The organism is Aliiroseovarius sediminilitoris (assembly GCF_900109955.1).
GTDB classification, from domain to species: domain Bacteria; phylum Pseudomonadota; class Alphaproteobacteria; order Rhodobacterales; family Rhodobacteraceae; genus Aliiroseovarius; species Aliiroseovarius sediminilitoris.
This window is the reverse complement of sequence record NZ_FOJB01000001.1, coordinates 191,251-209,244: the sequence shown is the minus strand read 5'-3', so window position 1 is coordinate 209,244 and position 17,994 is coordinate 191,251. Positions and strand designations below refer to the sequence as shown.

At 59.2% G+C, this 17,994-nt stretch carries 20 protein-coding genes; 13 read left to right on the top strand and 7 right to left on the bottom strand.

Features of this window, described 5'->3' with window-relative positions:
* Positions 1 to 4 precede the first annotated feature (4 nt).
* Entirely contained in the window at positions 5 to 715 is a 711-nt protein-coding gene (locus tag BMY55_RS00970) for a VIT1/CCC1 transporter family protein (RefSeq protein WP_091427493.1), read from the bottom strand.
* 82 nt (positions 716 to 797) lie between these two features.
* Positions 798 to 1,262, bottom strand: coding sequence for a redox-sensitive transcriptional activator SoxR (gene soxR, locus BMY55_RS00965; RefSeq protein ID WP_091427492.1), 465 nt, complete (start codon positions 1,260 to 1,262; stop codon positions 798 to 800).
* Positions 1,263 to 1,345: 83 nt separating this feature from the next.
* On the opposite strand from soxR, the gene BMY55_RS00960 reads away from it, so the two are divergent.
* The 5 genes from BMY55_RS00960 to BMY55_RS00940 all read left to right on the top strand — a co-directional run bounded on the left by BMY55_RS00960 (position 1,346) and on the right by BMY55_RS00940 (position 4,423).
* Positions 1,346 to 1,723 (top strand): VOC family protein, encoded by a 378-nt coding sequence (locus BMY55_RS00960; RefSeq protein WP_091427491.1) that lies wholly within the window; start codon positions 1,346 to 1,348, stop codon positions 1,721 to 1,723.
* A gap of 88 nt (positions 1,724 to 1,811) precedes the next feature.
* Positions 1,812 to 2,600, top strand: a complete 789-nt coding sequence (locus BMY55_RS00955; RefSeq protein WP_091427490.1) for an exodeoxyribonuclease III — start codon at positions 1,812 to 1,814, stop codon at positions 2,598 to 2,600.
* A gap of 54 nt (positions 2,601 to 2,654) precedes the next feature.
* Entirely contained in the window at positions 2,655 to 3,563 is a 909-nt protein-coding gene (gene trxA / locus BMY55_RS00950; RefSeq protein ID WP_091427488.1) for a thioredoxin, read from the top strand.
* Between the two features lie 27 nt (positions 3,564 to 3,590).
* Positions 3,591 to 4,235, top strand: coding sequence for an LON peptidase substrate-binding domain-containing protein (locus tag BMY55_RS00945; protein ID WP_091427486.1), 645 nt, complete (start codon positions 3,591 to 3,593; stop codon positions 4,233 to 4,235).
* Positions 4,232 to 4,423: a Trm112 family protein gene (locus tag BMY55_RS00940; RefSeq protein ID WP_091427484.1), complete on the top strand. Its 192-nt coding sequence runs from the start codon at positions 4,232 to 4,234 to the stop codon at positions 4,421 to 4,423. Before BMY55_RS00945 ends, BMY55_RS00940 begins: the two co-directional genes overlap by 4 nt.
* A 4-nt stretch (positions 4,424 to 4,427) precedes the next feature.
* Here BMY55_RS00940 and BMY55_RS00935 read toward each other — a convergent pair whose 3' ends face one another.
* Positions 4,428 to 5,654: an FAD-dependent monooxygenase gene (locus BMY55_RS00935; RefSeq protein ID WP_091431893.1), complete on the bottom strand. Its 1,227-nt coding sequence runs from the start codon at positions 5,652 to 5,654 to the stop codon at positions 4,428 to 4,430.
* 84 nt (positions 5,655 to 5,738) lie between these two features.
* Here BMY55_RS00935 and BMY55_RS00930 point away from each other — a divergent pair, with 84 nt between their 5' ends.
* The 5 genes from BMY55_RS00930 to BMY55_RS00910 all read left to right on the top strand — a co-directional run bounded on the left by BMY55_RS00930 (position 5,739) and on the right by BMY55_RS00910 (position 12,413).
* Complete coding sequence (locus BMY55_RS00930) at positions 5,739 to 7,067, top strand: amidase (RefSeq protein WP_245744617.1); 1,329 nt, start codon at positions 5,739 to 5,741, stop codon at positions 7,065 to 7,067.
* 130 nt (positions 7,068 to 7,197) lie between these two features.
* Positions 7,198 to 8,382, top strand: coding sequence for an aminotransferase class I/II-fold pyridoxal phosphate-dependent enzyme (locus BMY55_RS00925; RefSeq protein ID WP_091427481.1), 1,185 nt, complete (start codon positions 7,198 to 7,200; stop codon positions 8,380 to 8,382).
* A 12-nt stretch (positions 8,383 to 8,394) separates the two neighbouring features.
* The gene (locus tag BMY55_RS00920; protein ID WP_091427479.1) at positions 8,395 to 11,298 is read left to right on the top strand and encodes a DNA translocase FtsK; all 2,904 of its coding nucleotides are present in this window, start codon (positions 8,395 to 8,397) and stop codon (positions 11,296 to 11,298) included.
* Between the two features lie 60 nt (positions 11,299 to 11,358).
* Positions 11,359 to 11,706: a RidA family protein gene (locus BMY55_RS00915; RefSeq protein ID WP_091427476.1), complete on the top strand. Its 348-nt coding sequence runs from the start codon at positions 11,359 to 11,361 to the stop codon at positions 11,704 to 11,706.
* Between the two features lie 104 nt (positions 11,707 to 11,810).
* Complete coding sequence (locus BMY55_RS00910; protein ID WP_091427475.1) at positions 11,811 to 12,413, top strand: LolA family protein; 603 nt, start codon at positions 11,811 to 11,813, stop codon at positions 12,411 to 12,413.
* Positions 12,414 to 12,420: 7 nt separating this feature from the next.
* Here the strand turns inward: BMY55_RS00910 and BMY55_RS00905 are convergent, their stop codons facing one another.
* The gene (locus BMY55_RS00905; RefSeq protein ID WP_091427474.1) at positions 12,421 to 12,999 is read right to left on the bottom strand and encodes a transglycosylase SLT domain-containing protein; all 579 of its coding nucleotides are present in this window, start codon (positions 12,997 to 12,999) and stop codon (positions 12,421 to 12,423) included.
* A gap of 221 nt (positions 13,000 to 13,220) precedes the next feature.
* On the opposite strand from BMY55_RS00905, the gene hspQ reads away from it, so the two are divergent.
* Positions 13,221 to 13,547 (top strand): heat shock protein HspQ, encoded by a 327-nt coding sequence (gene hspQ, locus BMY55_RS00900; RefSeq protein ID WP_091427472.1) that lies wholly within the window; start codon positions 13,221 to 13,223, stop codon positions 13,545 to 13,547.
* Between the two features lie 7 nt (positions 13,548 to 13,554).
* Here the strand turns inward: hspQ and BMY55_RS00895 are convergent, their stop codons facing one another.
* From BMY55_RS00895 to BMY55_RS00885, 3 genes are all read right to left on the bottom strand, one after another.
* A complete protein-coding gene (locus tag BMY55_RS00895; RefSeq protein WP_091427470.1) occupies positions 13,555 to 15,141 on the bottom strand; it encodes a gamma-glutamyltransferase family protein in 1,587 nt (528 codons plus the stop codon).
* 115 nt (positions 15,142 to 15,256) lie between these two features.
* On the bottom strand, positions 15,257 to 15,685 hold the full coding sequence (locus tag BMY55_RS00890; RefSeq protein ID WP_177179265.1) for an ATP-binding protein: 429 nt from the start codon (positions 15,683 to 15,685) through the stop codon (positions 15,257 to 15,259).
* Between the two features lie 67 nt (positions 15,686 to 15,752).
* Positions 15,753 to 16,100, bottom strand: a complete 348-nt coding sequence (locus BMY55_RS00885; protein WP_091427465.1) for an STAS domain-containing protein — start codon at positions 16,098 to 16,100, stop codon at positions 15,753 to 15,755.
* Between the two features lie 101 nt (positions 16,101 to 16,201).
* On the opposite strand from BMY55_RS00885, the gene BMY55_RS00880 reads away from it, so the two are divergent.
* Together BMY55_RS00880 and BMY55_RS00875 are read left to right on the top strand one after the other, a co-directional pair.
* A complete protein-coding gene (locus BMY55_RS00880) occupies positions 16,202 to 17,380 on the top strand; it encodes a thiolase family protein (RefSeq protein ID WP_091427463.1) in 1,179 nt (392 codons plus the stop codon).
* Between the two features lie 60 nt (positions 17,381 to 17,440).
* The gene (locus BMY55_RS00875; RefSeq protein ID WP_091427460.1) at positions 17,441 to 17,896 is read left to right on the top strand and encodes a GAF domain-containing protein; all 456 of its coding nucleotides are present in this window, start codon (positions 17,441 to 17,443) and stop codon (positions 17,894 to 17,896) included.
* The last annotated feature ends 98 nt before the right edge of the window (positions 17,897 to 17,994 follow it).

The following is a 17,994-nucleotide window of genomic DNA, read 5'->3' as shown; positions in this document are numbered from 1 at the left end:
GCCATCAAACATTGAACAATGTCCCAACGCCGTAAGCCAACCCGGCTGCGGCGCCGCCGATCAGCAGGGTTTCAACCGCAGATCGCCACCAAGGGCTGAGGGACCAGTGGCTTTTCAGTGCGCCGATGGAAAAGAAGCTCGCCATGGTCATCCATGCGGACAGGGAAAAAGCGCCGTCAAGTTTCAGGATGAAGGGCGATAGAGGGATCATCCCGGCCACAAGGAAGGACAGGAATGTGGTCGTGGCTGAACGCATCGGGTGCGGATCACTGGAACTCAGTCCATATTCACCTTCCATCATCAAGTCGATCCAACGCTCTTTGTCTTGAGTCACTGCGTCGGTGGCATCGTCCAGAAGACGGTCACTTAGTCCCTTTTGGGCAAGGATTTCACGCACTTCGAGCCATTCCCCCTTCGGATGGGACCGGATGTGCTTTTCTTCAATCTTACGAATGCGGCGATAGTTGTCTTGCTCGGCTTTGGTGCCGGAATAGGCAGCGGCGGCCATCGAAAACCCATCAGCCAGCACATTGGCCAAACCCAGAACCACAATGATGAACGGCGACAATCCGGCCCCCGCCACGCCAGCCACAATGGCAAACGTCGTGACTGACCCGTCAATGGCACCATAGACCGCATCGCGCAGCACCCCTTTGCCCGGGGGTGCGCCAATGCGTGCGGCAATTTCCTGATGGCTGTGACCATGATCGGACATAGCTGACCTCCATTGGGGTCAGTTTGCAGCGGAAGCGGTCAGATTGCCTTAAGACAGATCAATGCCGCGGCTTCGTGCGCCCTCAGTTTTCAGGCCGAACTGCCTCATCTCCCAGCAAATACCGCGGCCCAGCGCCTTTTTCGGCCGCCACATCGTCAGGGTTATAAAGCGCGCAGCGATCCAGCGACAGGCACCCGCAGCCGATGCACCCGTCCAGCTTGTCACGCAGGCGGGTGAGGGCTTCGATTTGTTCGTCCAACTCCGCGCGAAAGTCTTGGGAAATCCCGGCCCAGTCTTTTGCCGTGGGGGTTCGGCCTGCGGGCAGGCGGGACAGCACCTCGCGGATGCGATCCAGGGTGAACCCGAACTTTTGCGCGATCATAACGAAGCTTAGTCGCCGTATGTCTGAGCGCAGAAACCGCCTTTGCCCGCCTGCGTTGCGTTCCGGCGCGACCAGCCCTTGGGTTTCGTAATACCGGATCGCGGACACGGCCAGCCCTGTGCGGCCCGCCAACGTGCCGATCGAAATCTCGTTTCTGCGCTCCATGAGAAACTCCAAAGAAAAAGCTTGAGCTAAAGTCAGCTTTAGGAATTATCAATCGAGTCGCAACTGAAATCAAGGAGGCCAAAATGGCTGTTCTGGAACATGTGAATGTGACCGTATCAGACCCCAAGGCGACCGCCGTCTGGCTGGGGGCCGTGTTTGATTGGAAAATCCGTTGGGAAGGCGACGCGATATCGGGCGGATACACCGCCCATGTGGGGGATGAGGGAAGCTATGTGGCTCTATACACGCCCAACAGGGCCATAGATAACCCGCAGCATTCTTATACAACCCGCGCCGGGTTGAACCATGTAGGGGTAACGGTGGATGACATTGACGCAGTCGAAAAACGGGTGAAAACCGCCGGGTTCAGGCCGCACAACCATGGGAATTATGAACCGGGGCGGCGGTTTTATTTCGATGATCATGATGGGGTCGAGTGGGAGGTCGTCTCCTACACCTAACGAAACGGGGCGGGGTCAAACTCGCCCCTGTTCACTTTTTGATCCGTCCTTTATGGTCACGCCAAACGCGCGATCACCGGAGGATAGAATGAGCTTCACCCTTGCCACCTGGAACATCAACTCGGTGCGGTTGCGCGAACCGATTGTGCAGAAGCTTCTGGCCGAAGAAGGCCCCGATGTTCTGTGCCTTCAGGAATGCAAAAGCCCGGTCGAGAAGATCCCGATGGAGGGGTTTCACGCCCTGGGCTACACCCACATGGTGGCGCGTGGGCAGAAGGGGTATAACGGCGTTGCGATCCTGTCACGCCTACCGATGAAAGAGGTCGCGAGCTTCGGTTTTGCCGGCTTGGACCATGCCCGGCACATCGCGGGGCAGTTGGAAAACGGGGTCATCATCCACAATTTCTATGTGCCCGCTGGCGGTGATGTGCCTGACCGCGAAGTGAACGAGAAGTTTGGCCAGAAGCTCGATTATCTGACCGATATGCGCGACCATTTCTTTGCCGAAAAGCCGGGCAAGTCGATCCTCGTCGGCGATCTGAACATCGCCCCGCGCGAAGATGACGTCTGGTCCCACAAACAGCTTCTGAAAGTGGTCAGCCACACGCCGGTCGAGGTCGAAGCGCTGGCCCAAGTGCAGGACGCTGCGAATTGGGTCGACATCACCCGGCAGGATATTCCCGAAGGGCAGCTTTATTCTTGGTGGTCCTATCGCGCAAAGGACTGGGATGCAGCAGACAAGGGTCGTCGGTTGGATCATATCTGGGCCACCCCGGACATTTCGAACGCTGGTCATGCCTCACGCGTGTTGCGCGATGCGCGCGGTTGGGAAAAGCCATCCGATCACGCACCGGTCTTTGCGACTTTCGACCTTTAAAACCCGCAGGGCAGGGGGCATATAAGCCTCAACGCATTTGAAGGAGCTTGAGCGATGGAACTTGAACTGGGCGGCGCACCGGCCGCGGGTGATCTGATCAAGGATGTGGGCGAAGCGACCTTCATGCAGGATGTCGTCGAAGCCTCGCAAGAGGTGCCGGTCATCGTCGATTTCTGGGCGCCGTGGTGCGGCCCGTGCAAGACGCTTGGTCCGGCGCTGGAAGCCGCCGTGACCGAAGCCGGCGGCAAGGTGCGCATGGTCAAGGTCAATGTGGACGAAAACCAGATGATCGCAGGCCAGTTGCGCGTGCAGTCGATCCCGACCGTCTATGCGTTTTGGCAAGGACAGCCCGCTGACGGGTTTCAGGGCGCGCTGCCTGCCTCCGAAGTGAAAGAATTCGTCAATCGGGTGGCCGCTTTGGGTGGAGATGCAGATAACGGTTTGACGGATGCCATTGCCGCCGCAGACGAGATGTTGGAGGCAGGCGCCATCGACGATGCCGCGCAAACCTATGCCGCCATCCTGGAAGAAGACCCCGCAAACGCCGCGGCCTTCGGCGGACTGGCCCGCACCCATATTGCCAAGGGCAATACAGACGAGGCCGAGGCTGTTCTGAATGGTGCCCCTGCCGAAATCTCGGACGCGCCCGAGTTGGAAGCCGCCCGCGCAAAGATCGAACTGGCGCGTCAGGCGGAAAGTGCTGGCCCTGTGACTGAATTGCGCGCAGCCGTGGATGCCAACCCGGACGATCATCAATCCCGCTTCGATCTGGCCGTGGCTTTGAATGCGTCAGGTGATGTGCAGGCTGCTGTCGATGAGTTGTTGGAGCTTTTCCGCAGGGATAGAGACTGGAACGACGGGGCGGCCAAGGCGCAGCTGTTCACGATTTTTGACGCGCTGGACGCGAAAGACCCCATCGCCTTGACGGGTCGGCGCAAGCTGTCGTCGATGATCTTTGTGTGATCGGACAAGCCGCGTTACAGTGGTATCATGATGTCAGCCGCTGACCTGCCAGATTTCCTGCCGCTGTTCCCGTTGCCGGGCGCACTGCTGTTGCCGCGCGGTAGGCTTCCCCTGCATGTGTTCGAGCCGCGCTATCTGGCGATGTTCGATGATGCTTTGAAGACACCCGAGCGATTGATCGGAATGATACAGCCGATCGGTGACAGCGATCAGGACACGGCCCGGTTACATGCCATTGGGTGTGCCGGACGCATCACCTCGTTCACCGAAACCGAGGATGGACGGTATATGATCACGCTTACCGGCGTCTCGCGCTTTCGCCTTGGCGCGGTGCAAGAGGGGTTCATGCCCTATCTGCGAACCGAGGCCGATTGGCGCGGCTTTGATCGCGACCTCGGCCCAGCCGAACATGACCCTGGTTTGGATCGGGATGCCTTCTTCAAGCTACTTGAGCGCTATTTCGAGCTGGAAGAGCTGCAAACCGACTGGGACAGTCTGCAAACCGCGGAAGACGAACTGATGATCAACGCCTTGTCGATGCTGTGCCCGTTTGACCCCGAAGACAAGCAGGCGTTGCTTGAGGCACCGTCCCTCAGCACCCGCCGCGAGACTTTGGTCACGTTGATGGAATTTACCCTGCGCAAAGGCGTAGGCGAGGAGAAAGTGCAATGACCGAGGCGCCCGCCCCAGAATTTGACCGCCGCATGATTGAAGCGCTGGTTTGTCCCGTTACCCAAACAGTCCTGCGCTATGATGCTGAAAAACAGGAGCTTGTGTCGAAAGCGGCGCGTCTGGCGTTTCCAATTCGGGGCGGTATCCCGGTGATGTTGGTGGACGAAGCCCGCAAGATCGAGGATTGATGCGCTAGATTTGGCGACCCTGCAACAGCCGGGGCAAATCGCCGGTCAAGCCAGCGGCTTCGCGGATGAACCCGCGCCGCAGGCCGGGCATCGCATTTACAACCCCCAGTCCCAGATCGCGCACCGTTCGCAATATCGGATTGTCGTTTGAAAACAGGCGGTTGGTGGCTTCGGTCGCGGCCACCATCTGCGCCACATCAAAACGCCGCCATTGTTGATAACGCTCCAGCACGTCCAACCGTCCGATGTCTTCACCGCGACGGCGGGCGTGGGTCAGCACTTCGGCCAGTGCTGCCACATCCTTCAGACCCGCGTTCAAACCTTGTCCGGCAATTGGGTGCAAACCGTGGGCGGCATCCCCCACCAGCGCCAGCCGATCCGCGAAAAAGGCGTTCGCGACGGTCAGGTTCAGGGGATAAGTAAATCGCTTGCCCGCAAGGTTGATCTGACCGAGGAACGACCCGAAACGCGGGCGCAATTCCTCAAGATACCCGTCATCATCCAGCGCATGAATGCGGGCAGCTTCCGCGTGGGATTCGGTCCAGACGATCGAACTTTGATTGCCTGGAAGCGGCAGGATCGCCAGCGGGCCGGATGGCATGAAAAATTGATGCGCGGCACCGTTGTGGGGCAATTCATGATCAATCGCGCACACCAACGAGGTTTGCCCGTAGTCATGTCCAAACCGCCTGATGCCTGCCCGTTCGGCGGTGCCGGATAGACGTCCATCACAGCCCACCACCACACGTCCGGTCAGGCGCTTGCCCGACGCAAGCAACAATGTAACCGAAGCGGGGCCAACCGCTTGTTCTACCACGGTTTCCTGATCCAGTAAGGTTACTTTTGGATGCGCCTCGACTGCGCCCAGAAGGGCGCGCGACAGGAACCGGTCCTCGACCATGTATCCCATTGGGCCTTCGTCGATCTCGGCGTGGTCAAATTCCAGCACGAAGGGGCCGGTCCCTTCTCCGGGACGACCGTCCGAGATACGGATATCCAGCAGGGGTTGAGCGTTGGGGGCGACCTTGGGCCAAACGCCGATGGCTGACAATAGTCGCTGCGAGGCCAGCGCCAGCGCATAGCCACGCCCATCGAAATCATCGCTACCACGCGTGCCCTTTGGCAGCGCGTCAATAATTGTGACGCTAAAGCCGGTATCGGCCAGCGCAAGCGCCAGGGCCGGGCCGTTCAACCCGCCACCAACGATCAGAATATCGGCATCAATCTTCATATCACCTTTTTGAACCCGTTGTCGGGGATTGTCCATGTGTGCAAGCGTCGCTACCGTCACCACAATACCGGACAGGAGGGTTTGATGAGCAACCAGTGGCTGACCATGAGCATGGGCGATCTGGGTCGGGGAATCGGTGCAGGCGACATTGACCCTGTTGCCCTGACCGAAACCTTTCTGGACGCCATCAAGGCGCACAAGTTTCAGGATCGCATCTATGCGCGGCTTACCGAATCCCGCGCACTGACCGAAGCGGCAGCGGCGTCCAAACGTGCGGCATCCGGGCATCGTTTAGGCTTGCTGGACGGCGTGCCGATCAGTTGGAAAGACCTGTTTGATACAGCCGGTGTCGCGACCGAAGCGGGATCGGCTCTCTTGAAGGACCGGGTGCCGGACCGCGATGCCGAAGTGCTGCACAATGCGACCGCGCAGGGGCTTGTCTGCCTTGGCAAAACGCATATGAGCGAACTGGCCTTTTCGGGCCTTGGGTTGAACCCTGTGACGGCGACCAGCCCTTGTGTGAACGACTATGACGCGGTGTCGGGTGGATCCAGTTCGGGGGCGGCGACGTCGGTGGCGTTTGGTCTGGCGGCGGGGGCTGTCGGGTCTGACACCGGCGGATCGGTGCGCATTCCAGCGGCGTGGAATGATCTTGTGGGGTTGAAAACCACCTCTGGTCGGGTGTCGTCCAAGGGGGTTGTGCCATTGGCCGCACGGTTCGACACGGTTGGGCCGCTGTGCCGCACGGTGGAAGACGCCGCCCTGATGCTTGCAGTGCTGGAGGGCGGCGCGGCTGCAGATCTGCGTGGGGCCAGCCTGAAAGGCACGCGCCTTCTGGTTTTGGAAAACGGGCTGGAAGGTGCGCGCAGCGAACCGAAAGCCGGATTCGAAAGCGCCATCGGGCGGTTGATGGACGGCGGCGCTGTGATCCGGCGCGCCCATTCAGCCATTGTGGACGAAGCATTGGCCATGTCCGGCGTTCTGTTTACAACCGAAGCCTATGCGACATGGCAGGACGAGATTGAAGCGCGCCCGGATCTGATGTTCGTCGAAATCCTGGAACGGTTCCGCGCGGGGGGTCAGTTTCGCGGGGCAGACTATGTCCGGGCCTGGCAACGGCTGGATCAGATCAGGGATGAGTATCACGCCGCGATTGCCGGGTATGACGCTGTGGTGCTGCCGACCTCTCCGATCATGCCGCCCATTGTCTCGCGGCTGATGGACGATCACGACTATTATGTCGAGGAAAACCTGTGGGCGCTGCGCAACACGCGCATAGGCAACCTTATGGGGTCATGCGGCCTGAACCTGCCCACCGGCTTGCCTTCGACCGGGATCATGTTGATGGGTGCGCCAATGGCCGAGGAGCGATTGTTGCGTCTGGGGGCGGCTGCGGAAGCCGTGTTGGCCTAAAAGCCACAACCGACACCCTCAACCATCGAAAATTGCGGCCTTTTTCTGGACCCGCCGTTGATTGCGGGCTATCCTTGGATCAAACGGGGCGAAATGATCCCGAGATTTGAGGCAGTATAGTGACGTTCCAATGACGTTTCCCGAGCGGTATTCCAGCTTGCCCGAATATGCATTTCCGCGCCTGCGGAGCCTTCTTGACGCCCATAGACCGGGCGGCGAAGTCATGGATATGACGATTGGCGAGCCGAAACATCCATTCCCTGAATGGGTGCCGCAGGTGATTGCCCAACATGTTCAAGAATTTGGAAAATATCCACCGAACGATGGATCGACCGAACTGTTGCAGTCAATCAGCGACTGGCTTCGGCGACGCTACGGTGTGCAGATCGATCCCGCCACGCAGGTTATGGCGTTGAACGGCACGCGTGAGGGGTTGTTCAACGCGCTTCTGGCGCTTTGCCCAGAGCGAACGGCGCGCGGTGAACGGCCTGTGGTGCTGATCCCCAACCCGTTTTATCAGGTTTATGCGGTAGCGGCGGCAACAGTTGGGGCGGACGCGGTGTTCCTGCCCACATCGGCTGCAACCGGGTTCCTGCCGGACTATTCCCAGTTGTCGCCCGACATCCTGAACCGGACCGAAATTGCTTATATCTGCTCGCCCACAAACCCGCAGGGCGCTGTGGCGGATCGGGATTACTGGGCGAACCTGATCGCCTTGGCCGAGAAATACGATTTTCAGATTTTCGCGGACGAATGTTATTCGGAGATCTATCGCGACACACCGCCTCCGGGCGCGCTCGAGGTGGCCCGCGAAGGCGGTGCCGACACGGACCGCGTGGTGGTGTTCCACTCGCTGTCAAAGCGGTCGAACCTGCCCGGCCTTCGGTCGGGGTTTGTTGCTGGCGGACCGGAAAGCATCCATCGGGTGCGCCAGTTGCGCGCTTATGCGGGTGCGCCGTTGCCGCTGCCCCTGCAACGGGTGGCGGAACGCGCTTGGGCGGACGAGGCGCATGTGGCCGACAACCGCGCGCTCTATCAGGAGAAATACGCGCTGGCGGACGAGGTTTTTGCAGGCGTCGAAGACTATCAGGGGCCAGAGGCCGGTTTTTTCTTGTGGCTGCCCGTCGAGGACGGCGAAGCAGCAGCCATGAAACTTTGGACCGAAACAGGCGTGCGGGTTCTGCCCGGTGCGTATCTGTCGCGGGATGTGAGCAATCAAAACCCCGGCAAGGGGTATATACGGGTCGCCATGGTGGCCCCAAAACAAGAAATGCAGAGCGGGTTGATTAAGATCCGTGACTGTCTCTTTACGTAAGGACGTGGTGGTATGGCGTATCAGGCGAAACAACGGGATCCCATCTTTGACAGCAACACGCAGGCTGTGATCGAACGACGTGGGAAAGAGCTTCTGGGGCTGGGGCTGATTGCCCTTGGGGTCATTTTGGCGCTGATCCTTGGCAGCTATTCGCCCGAAGATCCCGGTTGGATGTCGGCCACAGATACGCCCGCGCAGAACGCATTGGGGCGGGTCGGTGCCTTCATCGCTTCGCCGTTGGCGGTCATTTCCGGGCTGGGCGCATGGTCCCTTTCGCTGATCCTTGCCGTTTGGGGGCTGCGCCTAACCTTCCATGTCGGTCAGGACCGCGTTTTTGGGCGGATGATTTTTGCCCCCATCGCGGTGGCGCTGTGTTCGATCTATGCTTCGACTTTGGTGCCGGGTGCGGGCTGGACGCATTCCTTTGGGTTGGGCGGTCTGTTCGGTGATACCGTGTTGGGCGCTTTGCTGGCAGGGCTGCCAGTGAGTGCTGGGTTGGGCCTGAAAGTGATGTCTGTTGTATCGGCCATCGCTGCCTTGGTTGCCGTTCTGTTCGTGATCGGTGCGGACCGGTTCGAAATGCAACGCTTCGGCCATTTTCTGATGGTCGGCGTCGTGATGAGCTATGCGGCCGTCGTATCCTTGCTGGGCAAGGGTGCCAAGGGCGCGGCCCAAGGGGCGGCGGCAACAGCCCGCCAAATGCAAGCACGACAAGCGGCCCGCAAAGAGGAACGTTTTGCACAAGTCAAGGCAGATGAGGCCTATGACGAAGAGTTCACCGCGCCGCCACCCCTGCGCGCCGCCCGCGTGATGCGACCCGAGCCGCCGTTGCGCGGTGCCTCGGCGACCTATGGCGAGGGGATTGAAGAACCTGCCCCCACACCAGCCAAGCCGGGACTTTTGAACGCCCTGTTCCGCCGGACCCTTGAACCGGAACTGGTGGAGCAACCCACCTTTGATGGCGATATCCCCGAGGGCTTGGGTGGCGAGGATCGCATCCGGGCCAAGATTGCATCGGCCCTGAAAAACCGGACGCATCAACCAGCTTTTGGCGATCCAACACGGGCTGAACCGCCGCTTGCGCGCGCCGTTGCCCGCCATCGTCGCAGCCCCGACCCGATGATCCTGAATGTGGTGCCGCCGGCGGATTCCCATCAGGCACCGGCTCAGGCTCGGATCGTGCCTGCACCCGACATGATCGAGGACGACGATATGGTTGTCGAAGACCTGATGGCCCCAGATGCCGCCGCGTCCGAGCCGCGTGTTTACACCCCGCCACATGCCGGGCTGTCGCAACCTGCCAAGAAGGTCGTTCAACATCCTGCGCCCAAGCCCGTGCAGCCATCGGCCCGCGCGAAAGCCGAGGCGCAACCGTCGCTGAGCTTCGAAGAAACCCATCCGGGGTATGAGCTTCCGCCGCTGAACCTCTTGGCGAATCCGATCACGATCGAGCGTCACCACCTGTCGGACGAAGCTCTGGAAGAAAATGCGCGGATGTTGGAAACGGTGCTGGATGACTACGGTGTGAAAGGCGAGATCGTTTCCGTGCGTCCCGGCCCCGTTGTCACCATGTATGAACTGGAACCCGCACCCGGTTTGAAAGCCAGTCGCGTGATTGGTTTGGCCGACGACATCGCCCGCTCGATGGCGGCTTTGTCGGCCCGTGTCTCGACCGTGCCGGGCCGGTCCGTGATCGGGATCGAATTGCCCAACGAAAAGCGTGAAATGGTGTCGTTCCGCGAAATCCTGTCGACCCGGGATTTTGGCGATGGCAATCACGGCTTGCCGCTGGCGCTGGGCAAGGACATTGGCGGCGATCCGATCGTCGCGAACCTGGCCAAGATGCCTCACCTGTTGATCGCAGGGACGACCGGGTCGGGTAAATCCGTGGCGATCAACACGATGATCCTGTCGCTTCTGTATCGTCTGACACCGGAAGACTGCCGGATGATCATGATCGATCCGAAGATGCTGGAGCTCAGCGTCTATGACGGCATCCCGCACCTTCTGTCTCCGGTTGTGACCGATCCGAAGAAGGCGGTCGTCGCCCTGAAATGGGTCGTGGGCGAGATGGAGGACCGCTATCGCAAGATGTCCAAGATGGGGGTTCGGAACATTGAAGGCTATAACGGCCGTGTCGCTGACACTCTTGCCAAGGGCGAGATGTTCGAGCGCACCGTGCAGACAGGTTTCGACGACGATACCGGTGAACCGATTTTCGAGACCGAGGAATTTGCGCCCGAGAAACTGCCCTATATCGTGGTGGTCGTGGACGAGATGGCCGATCTGATGATGGTCGCGGGCAAGGAAATCGAGGCGTGTATCCAACGTCTCGCGCAGATGGCACGGGCATCGGGCATTCATTTGATCATGGCAACGCAACGTCCATCAGTGGACGTGATCACCGGCACGATCAAGGCGAACTTCCCCACCCGTATCTCGTTTCAGGTGACGTCGAAAATCGACAGCCGCACCATTCTGGGCGAACAGGGCGCCGAGCAGCTTCTGGGCATGGGCGACATGCTTTACATGGCGGGCGGATCGAAGATCACCCGCGTTCACGGCCCGTTCGTGTCGGATGAGGAGGTGGAAGAGATTGTCACCTACCTGAAAGGCTTTGGCGCACCCGAATATGTGGGTGGCGTGGTTGAAGGCCCGCCGGATGACAAAGCCGACAATATCGACGCGGTTCTGGGTCTGAACACTGGCGGCAACACCACGGGTGAAGACGCGCAATACGATCAGGCTGTGGCAATTGTGATCAAAGACCGCAAATGCTCGACCTCGTATATCCAGCGCAAACTTGGCATCGGTTATAACAAGGCCGCGCGCTTGGTCGAACAGATGGAAGACGAAGGTCTGGTGTCTGCGTCCAACCATGTGGGCAAGCGCGAGATTTTGATCCCGGAACAATAAGAACCGCCGCACCCGCATGGGCGGGTGCGCGGTCAACCAACAGCAGCATTGGGGCAAAAGATGATTCAACGACGCCATACGACCGACCGGATGAGCCAGAGTGTGACCCATAAAGGCGTGATCTATCTGGCAGGCCAGGTCGGTAATGCAGGTGACAGCGTTGCCGAACAGACGCGCGAATGTCTGGCCCGTGTTGAAAATCTGCTGAACGAAGCGGGGTCGTCCACGAAACACATGCTTCAGGCGGTGATCTGGCTGGCAGATATGAAGGATTTCGCCGCGATGAACGAGGTATGGGATGCTTGGGTGCCGAAGGGTCACGCGCCCGCCCGCGCCACCGGATCCGCCGATCTGGCCACACCGGGTTACAAGGTCGAGGTCATCGTGACCGCCGCGGTCGCGCAATAACACCTTGAATTGAGCGGCGTGTTATCGCCTATCATCTTCTGATCGGACTTAATCTTCCCATATGTAACGGGATAGAGTGTGCCCGATCAGCAAAGGCAGGATGAATGACTCCTTTTCGAATGACAATTGCCGCCGCGGCGGTGGCCCTGAGTGCAGCGCCAGCGATGGCTGAAAAGCTTTCGCTGAACGCGATCTCGCAATATCTGAACGGGCTGGACACCGCCAAAGCGTCGTTTACGCAGATTAACGATGACGGCACGATCTCGACCGGGACGATTTACCTGAAACGTCCGGGGCGGGCGCGGTTTGAATATAACCCGCCAACGGATGCGCTGGTCGTGGCGGGGGGATCACAAGTCGCGATCTTTGACGGCAAATCCAATGCCGGGCCGCAGCAATACCCGCTGAACCGCACGCCGCTGAACCTGATCCTTGCGCGCAACGTGAACCTGAATCAGGCGAAGACGGTGATTGGGCATGGGTATGACGGCACAGCGACCACGGTGCTGGCGCAAGACCCGCAGAACCCCGAGATCGGGACGATCGAGTTGAAGTTCACCGCAAACCCGACAGAGTTGCGCCAGTGGATCATCACCGACAACGCCGGGTCTAAAACCACCGTCTTGCTGGGTGAATTGACGAAAGGCGCGCCGCTGCGAAGCTCGCTGTTTTCCATTACAGCAGCGATCCAGCAGCGAGCACGTTAAGGTCAGTTCAGCGTCGACAGCTTGCCAGTTGGTACTGATACAGAATGGCACGGGCTTGCACCTCGGACGCGATCCGAAGCAGCCATGATTTCGAATTGTGGCTGCCACGCAAATACCCTGCACGCCCTTCGTGATAGGCCAGATATTGATTACGCGCGTCGGTCAGGGGGATTCCCGTCTTGGCGCGCGTTTCATTCATGTACCAGCCCATGAAATCTGTGGCGTCCTTGATGTCAGTGCGCCGCGCACCGCGACCGCCTTCATCGCGTTGGTATTCTTTCCACGTCGCATCCAGAACCTGGGCATATCCATAGGCAGAACTTTGACGCCCCATGGGCAACACGCCGAGCGTGTATTTCATCGGGGTGCGCGCGTCCCGGATAAATTTCGATTCCTGATAGATCATCGCCATCTGAACCGGCACCGGAACTTTCCATTTCCGCTCAGCTTGTTTCATCGCCCGATAGATTTTCGGGCGTTGCTCGATAATGCTGCACGCATTGTTCAGATTTCGCGGCGCCTTGGAGTCACCTCCACATGACGCCAGGAAAACCAATATCAATGCCGTGCGAAGAAGTCTGCTCATCTGCCTCTCGCAATCTTTTGTTTTTTAGAACTATAGCCGAAACTGTCGAGGCTGGGAATTCCAAGATTGTCAAAAATTTTGCGACCAGCAGCGACCCGCGCACGCGTCTCCGTAAAATGGCGCCGCAGACCACTACACAATCTGTTTCGTAGAAACTGGCCCCGCTTCCATGGACAAATACCCCCCAGAGGCGCTAATTACGAAACTAGGAGCTTTAATATATGTTAAAGACGCGCGCCAAATATTCTCTCGGACAGATTGTCCGTCACCGGAAGCACCCCTTCCGGGGAGTCGTGTTTGACGTGGATGCCATGTTTTCGAACACCGAGGAATGGTATGATGCCATCCCCGAGGACAGCCGCCCCCAGAAAGATCAGCCGTTTTATCACCTGCTCGCTGAAAATGACCAAAGCTACTATGTTGCTTATGTGTCCGAGCAAAATCTGGTTGCAGACTATTCCGGCGAACCTGTTGGCCACCCCGATGTGCCCGAATTTTTCGGAGATCTGGAAGACGGCCAGTACCCGCTGCACGTTCAATTGAACTGATAGCGCGTCAATATCCGATCGCACAACCGTCCTTGCGGGGATCAGATGCCCCGATCAGGATGCCGCGCGTATGATCAATGCGAATGGCCTGTGCGCCCCCAATCGGTGTATCAGAGAGAGCGATCTCGTGCCCCATATCAGCCAATTGCTTCCGAACATCGGGGCCATAGCCGCGTTCCAATTTCAAAACACCTTGGTCTGCAAAGCTGCGGGGGGCGTCGATGGCGGTTTGGGCGTCCATCCCGAAATCTACCATATTGCTTAGAAAGCGCACATGACCGTTCGGTTGATACGCCCCACCCATCACGCCAAAGGGCATCGTCACCGCGCCGCCTTCGCGCAGCATTCCGGGAATGATCGTGTGCATCGGGCGCTTGTTGCCGCCAGCTTCATTCGGGTGGCCTTCTTTCAGGTTGAAACCCGCGCCGCGGTTCTGAAACAGAATGCCAAACTTTTCCGATGCAAACCCGGACCCGAAGGAATGGAAGATCGAATAGATCAGCGAAACCGACATTCGGTCCTTATCGACGACGGTCAGATAGACCGTATCGCGGTGCACGGCTTCGCAAAGTCGGGTCGCAGAAGGCATCGCCTTGCGCGGGTCGATCAGCGCCGCCAGCTTTTCGGCGGTGGAATGTGACAGCATGTGGTCCAGCCGTGTGGTCTCATCCGGGTCGGCGATGATCCGGTTGCGGGCGTCATAGGCCAGCTTGGTGGCTTCGGCTTCGATATGAGCGCGGTCGGCTCCGAACGGATCAAGCGTGGCAAGGTCAAAATGAGACAGGATATTTGCCAAAAGGATGGCCGTGGCCCCCTGTCCGTTTGGTGGATGTTCGACCAGGTCAACATCCTTGTAGGTGCCGGAAATCGGATCGGTATAGAACGCGTGTGTCTTTGCGAAATCCTTCATGTTGTGTGTGCCGCCCAAGGCGGTGAGGCTGGCAACCATATCCCTGGCCACCTCGCCTTCATAGAAACCGGCGCGCCCGTGCTGGGCGATGGCGCGGAGTGCTTTGGCCTGCATCGGCGCGCGGAAGACGTCGCCCGCTTGTGGTGCGGATCCATTCTGAAGATAGAAATCGCGTGCGACGCCGGAAAGACGCGCATCGCGGTCCGCGATCTTCCAATCCATCGCGACCCGGGGGGCGACGGGTACGCCTGTTTCGGCATAATGGATGGCCGGGGCAAGCGTTTCGGCAAGCGACAGGCGGCCCCAGTCATTTGACAGGGTGCAAAAGGCGTCCACCGCGCCGGGGATCGTCACCGCATGAACCGAACGTTCCGGGATCTGCGCCAAGCCACGATCGCGCAAGGCCTCTGCGGAAAATCCGCCCGGTGCGCGCCCTGATCCGTTCAAGGCGATTATGTCTTTCTGTCCCGGCGCATCCAGCAGGACGAAACAATCCCCCCCGATGCCGGTCATCTGCGGTTCGCAGATGCCCAGCAGCACCCCGGCAGCGATCGCGGCATCGACGGCATTTCCGCCGGATTTCAGAACGCTCACGGCAACCTGCGCCGCAAGGGGGTGGGACGTGGCGCACATACCGTTTGTAGTAAAGACGGACGACCGTCCGGGCAGGTGGAAGTCTCGCATGGAACCTCTCAGCTTCGCTTTTGCGCAGACTATGAGGTGATGCAACCCTTGCCAAGACGCGGTTTGGCGGCCTTTGCGTCGATATGGCGGCGATCCATGCCAAACTCCTGAGAAGTCAGCTTATCCGCGTGTCGGCAAGGACAATGGTAAAATCCAGCCTGTTCCTGACATCGCTGCGAACATAGTGCAGATCCCGTGTCAGATCCTGGATCAGTGACCAGCCAAAGCCACCTTCCGGAAGCTCTTCGACCGGGCCATCCAGCTTGTTTCTGGTGTGCTCCGGCAGGTTGCCTTTTGGCAGGGGAACACCGTCGTCAAGAACCGTGAAGCTCAGACTGTCCTGCATTCGCCTTACCTGTAATTCGATGACGCCGTCCTTGTGATGGTCATAAGCGTGTTCCACCACGTTGTTCAAAACTTCGGCCAATACAATCTCGATAACGCCGCGTTCGTCTGCCGTCAGGTTGAGGCGGGAAAGACCGGTCATCGACGCCTGAAGCGCCCGACGCACGGCCATCGGACGGGCCGGAAAAACAAGTCTCATCTCGTCCGTTTCTGGCGAAAGCGCCGATTTATGCCGGTGATTTGCTCGCCCCATGAAGCAAAGCGTCTCAGCCGACATCTGCGACCGGGCCGGCCAAAGCGGTATCAATATTGGCGTGGATCGTGAACACGGTATCCATGCGGGTCAGTTTGAACACCTTCTGCACCGTACCGGACAGGCTGGCCAATTCAAACGATTTGGACGGACCGACCTGCTTCATTGCTGCGACGATTGCGCCAAGCCCACTGGAATCGATGAAATCGACCTGCGCCATGTCCACGACGATGCGGGCCGGGCCGCCATCGGTCAGTTCGCGCATGCGATCCTTGAAGCTGATGGCAATGGCGGCGTCGATCCTATGTTCGCCAACAGTGATCACCCGCGTCCCGGCGGTGTCAATATGAGCAAGTTCCAACTGTATTCTCCTTCCCGAGATTGGTAGAACTACAGTCTAGACGGCGATCGTTACCATTCGGTAAGCGTGGTCAGGAATTTGCATATGGGATGGAGTGGACGATGAAGAATGTCGTAATCGCAGGTGCCGCGCGCACGCCGATGGCCGGGTTTCAGGGCGCTTTCACAGGTGTTGCAGCCGCAGAGCTGGGGGGCGCTGCCATCAAGGCCGCGTTGGATGATGCCGGTGCCTCGGCCACTCGGATTCAGGAAGTATTGATGGGCTGCGTTCTGCCAGCAGGTCAGGGTCAGGCACCGGCACGTCAGGCAGGTTTTGCTGCCGGACTGGGCAAAGAAGTGCCGGCGACCACGCTGAACAAGATGTGTGGATCGGGCATGAAAGCAACGATGATCGCCTTTGATCAGGTCGCACTGGGTGGCACCGACATCATGGTGGCGGGCGGTATGGAAAGCATGACCGAAGCGCCCTATCTGTTGCCGAAAATGCGCAGCGGTGCACGCATTGGCCATGGTGCCGTCATCGACCATATGTTTCTGGACGGGCTTGAGGATGCCTATGACAAGGGGCGCCTGATGGGCACCTTTGCCGAAGACTGCGCCGAAGCCTTCCAGTTCACCCGCGAGGCGCAGGATGAATACGCGTTGAAATCGCTATCCAATGCGCTCGACGCCCAGAAATCCGGGGCGTTCGAAGGCGAAATTACTCCCGTGACGATCAAAACCCGCAAGGGCGACGTTGTGGTGGCCGAAGATGAGCAGCCCGGCAAAGCGCTGCCCGAAAAGATCCCGACACTGAAACCGGCCTTCCGCAAGGATGGGACGGTGACGCCTGCTAACAGTTCCTCCATTTCGGATGGCGCAGCGGCATTGGTTGTCGCGTCTGAAGATGCCGCCAAGGCCAACGGCCTGAAGATCCGCGCGCGTATTCTGGGCCATACCAGCCACGCGCAGGAACCCAACCTGTTCCCGACCGCTCCTGTCCCCGCCGCGCAAAAGCTGCTGGACCGGCTGGGATGGACAACGGACGATGTGGATCTGTGGGAGGTGAACGAGGCCTTCGCCGTGGTGCCGATGGCATTCATGCATGAGTTCGGTCTGCCGCGCGACAAGGTAAACGTGAATGGCGGGGCCTGCGCGCTGGGCCACCCGATTGGTGCTTCTGGCGCGCGGATTATTGTCACACTGCTGAACGCGCTGGAAAAGCGCGGATTGAAACGCGGTGTGGCGGCGATCTGTATCGGTGGGGGTGAAGGCACCGCCATCGCGATCGAACGCGTCTGAACCAACGTCTGGAAACCAAGGGGGCGCGGGACATGCGCCCCCGTTCGCATCGGAGGCCCCATGGCGCATGTCAACTATTCCGAGCTTGCCCAGGTGATCGCATCGCTGACCGAAGGCGAGCGTGACGAGGTCGCCCTGATGGCCACACTGGCCTGTGAAGTGCATCATTCTGATGATCGTTTTGATTGGACAGGTTTTTACCGCGTGACGGAGCCTGAGCTTCTGAAAATAGGCCCGTATCAGGGCGGGCATGGCTGCTTGCAAATCCCGTTCTCGCGCGGGGTGTGCGGGGCTGCGGCGCGCACGGGTGACGTGCAGTTGGTGCCGGATGTCGATGCTTTCCCCGGCCACATCGCGTGTGCATCATCGACGCGGTCCGAGCTTGTCCTGCCGGTCTGGAACCGCGCGGGCGATCTGATTGCGGTATTTGACGTTGACAGCGACAAGCCCGACGCATTCACCCAAGACGATGCCGATCACCTGTCGGCCATCCTGAAATCCACATTCGCAACCTGACCGCGACTGACAATTTCGCTTGCGTCGAATCATCCATTTGCCGCACCGTGAAAAAAGACGTGAAAATTTCACGTAAAGTTTCATGGCGGAGCAGGCGC

Coding starts and splice junctions, on each gene's coding strand:
- BMY55_RS00945 (WP_091427486.1), top strand. CDS start 3,591: ATGATGTCAGCCGCTGACCTGCCAGATTTCCTGCCGCTGTTCCCGTTG.
- BMY55_RS00920 (WP_091427479.1), top strand. CDS start 8,395: ATGGCGTATCAGGCGAAACAACGGGATCCCATCTTTGACAGCAACACG.
- BMY55_RS00960 (WP_091427491.1), top strand. CDS start 1,346: ATGGCTGTTCTGGAACATGTGAATGTGACCGTATCAGACCCCAAGGCG.
- BMY55_RS00890 (WP_177179265.1), bottom strand. CDS start 15,685: ATGAGACTTGTTTTTCCGGCCCGTCCGATGGCCGTGCGTCGGGCGCTT.
- BMY55_RS00930 (WP_245744617.1), top strand. CDS start 5,739: ATGAGCAACCAGTGGCTGACCATGAGCATGGGCGATCTGGGTCGGGGA.
- BMY55_RS00915 (WP_091427476.1), top strand. CDS start 11,359: ATGATTCAACGACGCCATACGACCGACCGGATGAGCCAGAGTGTGACC.
- BMY55_RS00905 (WP_091427474.1), bottom strand. CDS start 12,999: ATGAGCAGACTTCTTCGCACGGCATTGATATTGGTTTTCCTGGCGTCA.
- BMY55_RS00895 (WP_091427470.1), bottom strand. CDS start 15,141: ATGCGAGACTTCCACCTGCCCGGACGGTCGTCCGTCTTTACTACAAAC.
- BMY55_RS00940 (WP_091427484.1), top strand. CDS start 4,232: ATGACCGAGGCGCCCGCCCCAGAATTTGACCGCCGCATGATTGAAGCG.
- BMY55_RS00955 (WP_091427490.1), top strand. CDS start 1,812: ATGAGCTTCACCCTTGCCACCTGGAACATCAACTCGGTGCGGTTGCGC.
- BMY55_RS00875 (WP_091427460.1), top strand. CDS start 17,441: ATGGCGCATGTCAACTATTCCGAGCTTGCCCAGGTGATCGCATCGCTG.
- BMY55_RS00925 (WP_091427481.1), top strand. CDS start 7,198: ATGACGTTTCCCGAGCGGTATTCCAGCTTGCCCGAATATGCATTTCCG.
- BMY55_RS00880 (WP_091427463.1), top strand. CDS start 16,202: ATGAAGAATGTCGTAATCGCAGGTGCCGCGCGCACGCCGATGGCCGGG.
- trxA (WP_091427488.1), top strand. CDS start 2,655: ATGGAACTTGAACTGGGCGGCGCACCGGCCGCGGGTGATCTGATCAAG.
- BMY55_RS00910 (WP_091427475.1), top strand. CDS start 11,811: ATGACTCCTTTTCGAATGACAATTGCCGCCGCGGCGGTGGCCCTGAGT.
- soxR (WP_091427492.1), bottom strand. CDS start 1,262: ATGGAGCGCAGAAACGAGATTTCGATCGGCACGTTGGCGGGCCGCACA.
- BMY55_RS00970 (WP_091427493.1), bottom strand. CDS start 715: ATGTCCGATCATGGTCACAGCCATCAGGAAATTGCCGCACGCATTGGC.
- BMY55_RS00935 (WP_091431893.1), bottom strand. CDS start 5,654: ATGAAGATTGATGCCGATATTCTGATCGTTGGTGGCGGGTTGAACGGC.
- hspQ (WP_091427472.1), top strand. CDS start 13,221: ATGTTAAAGACGCGCGCCAAATATTCTCTCGGACAGATTGTCCGTCAC.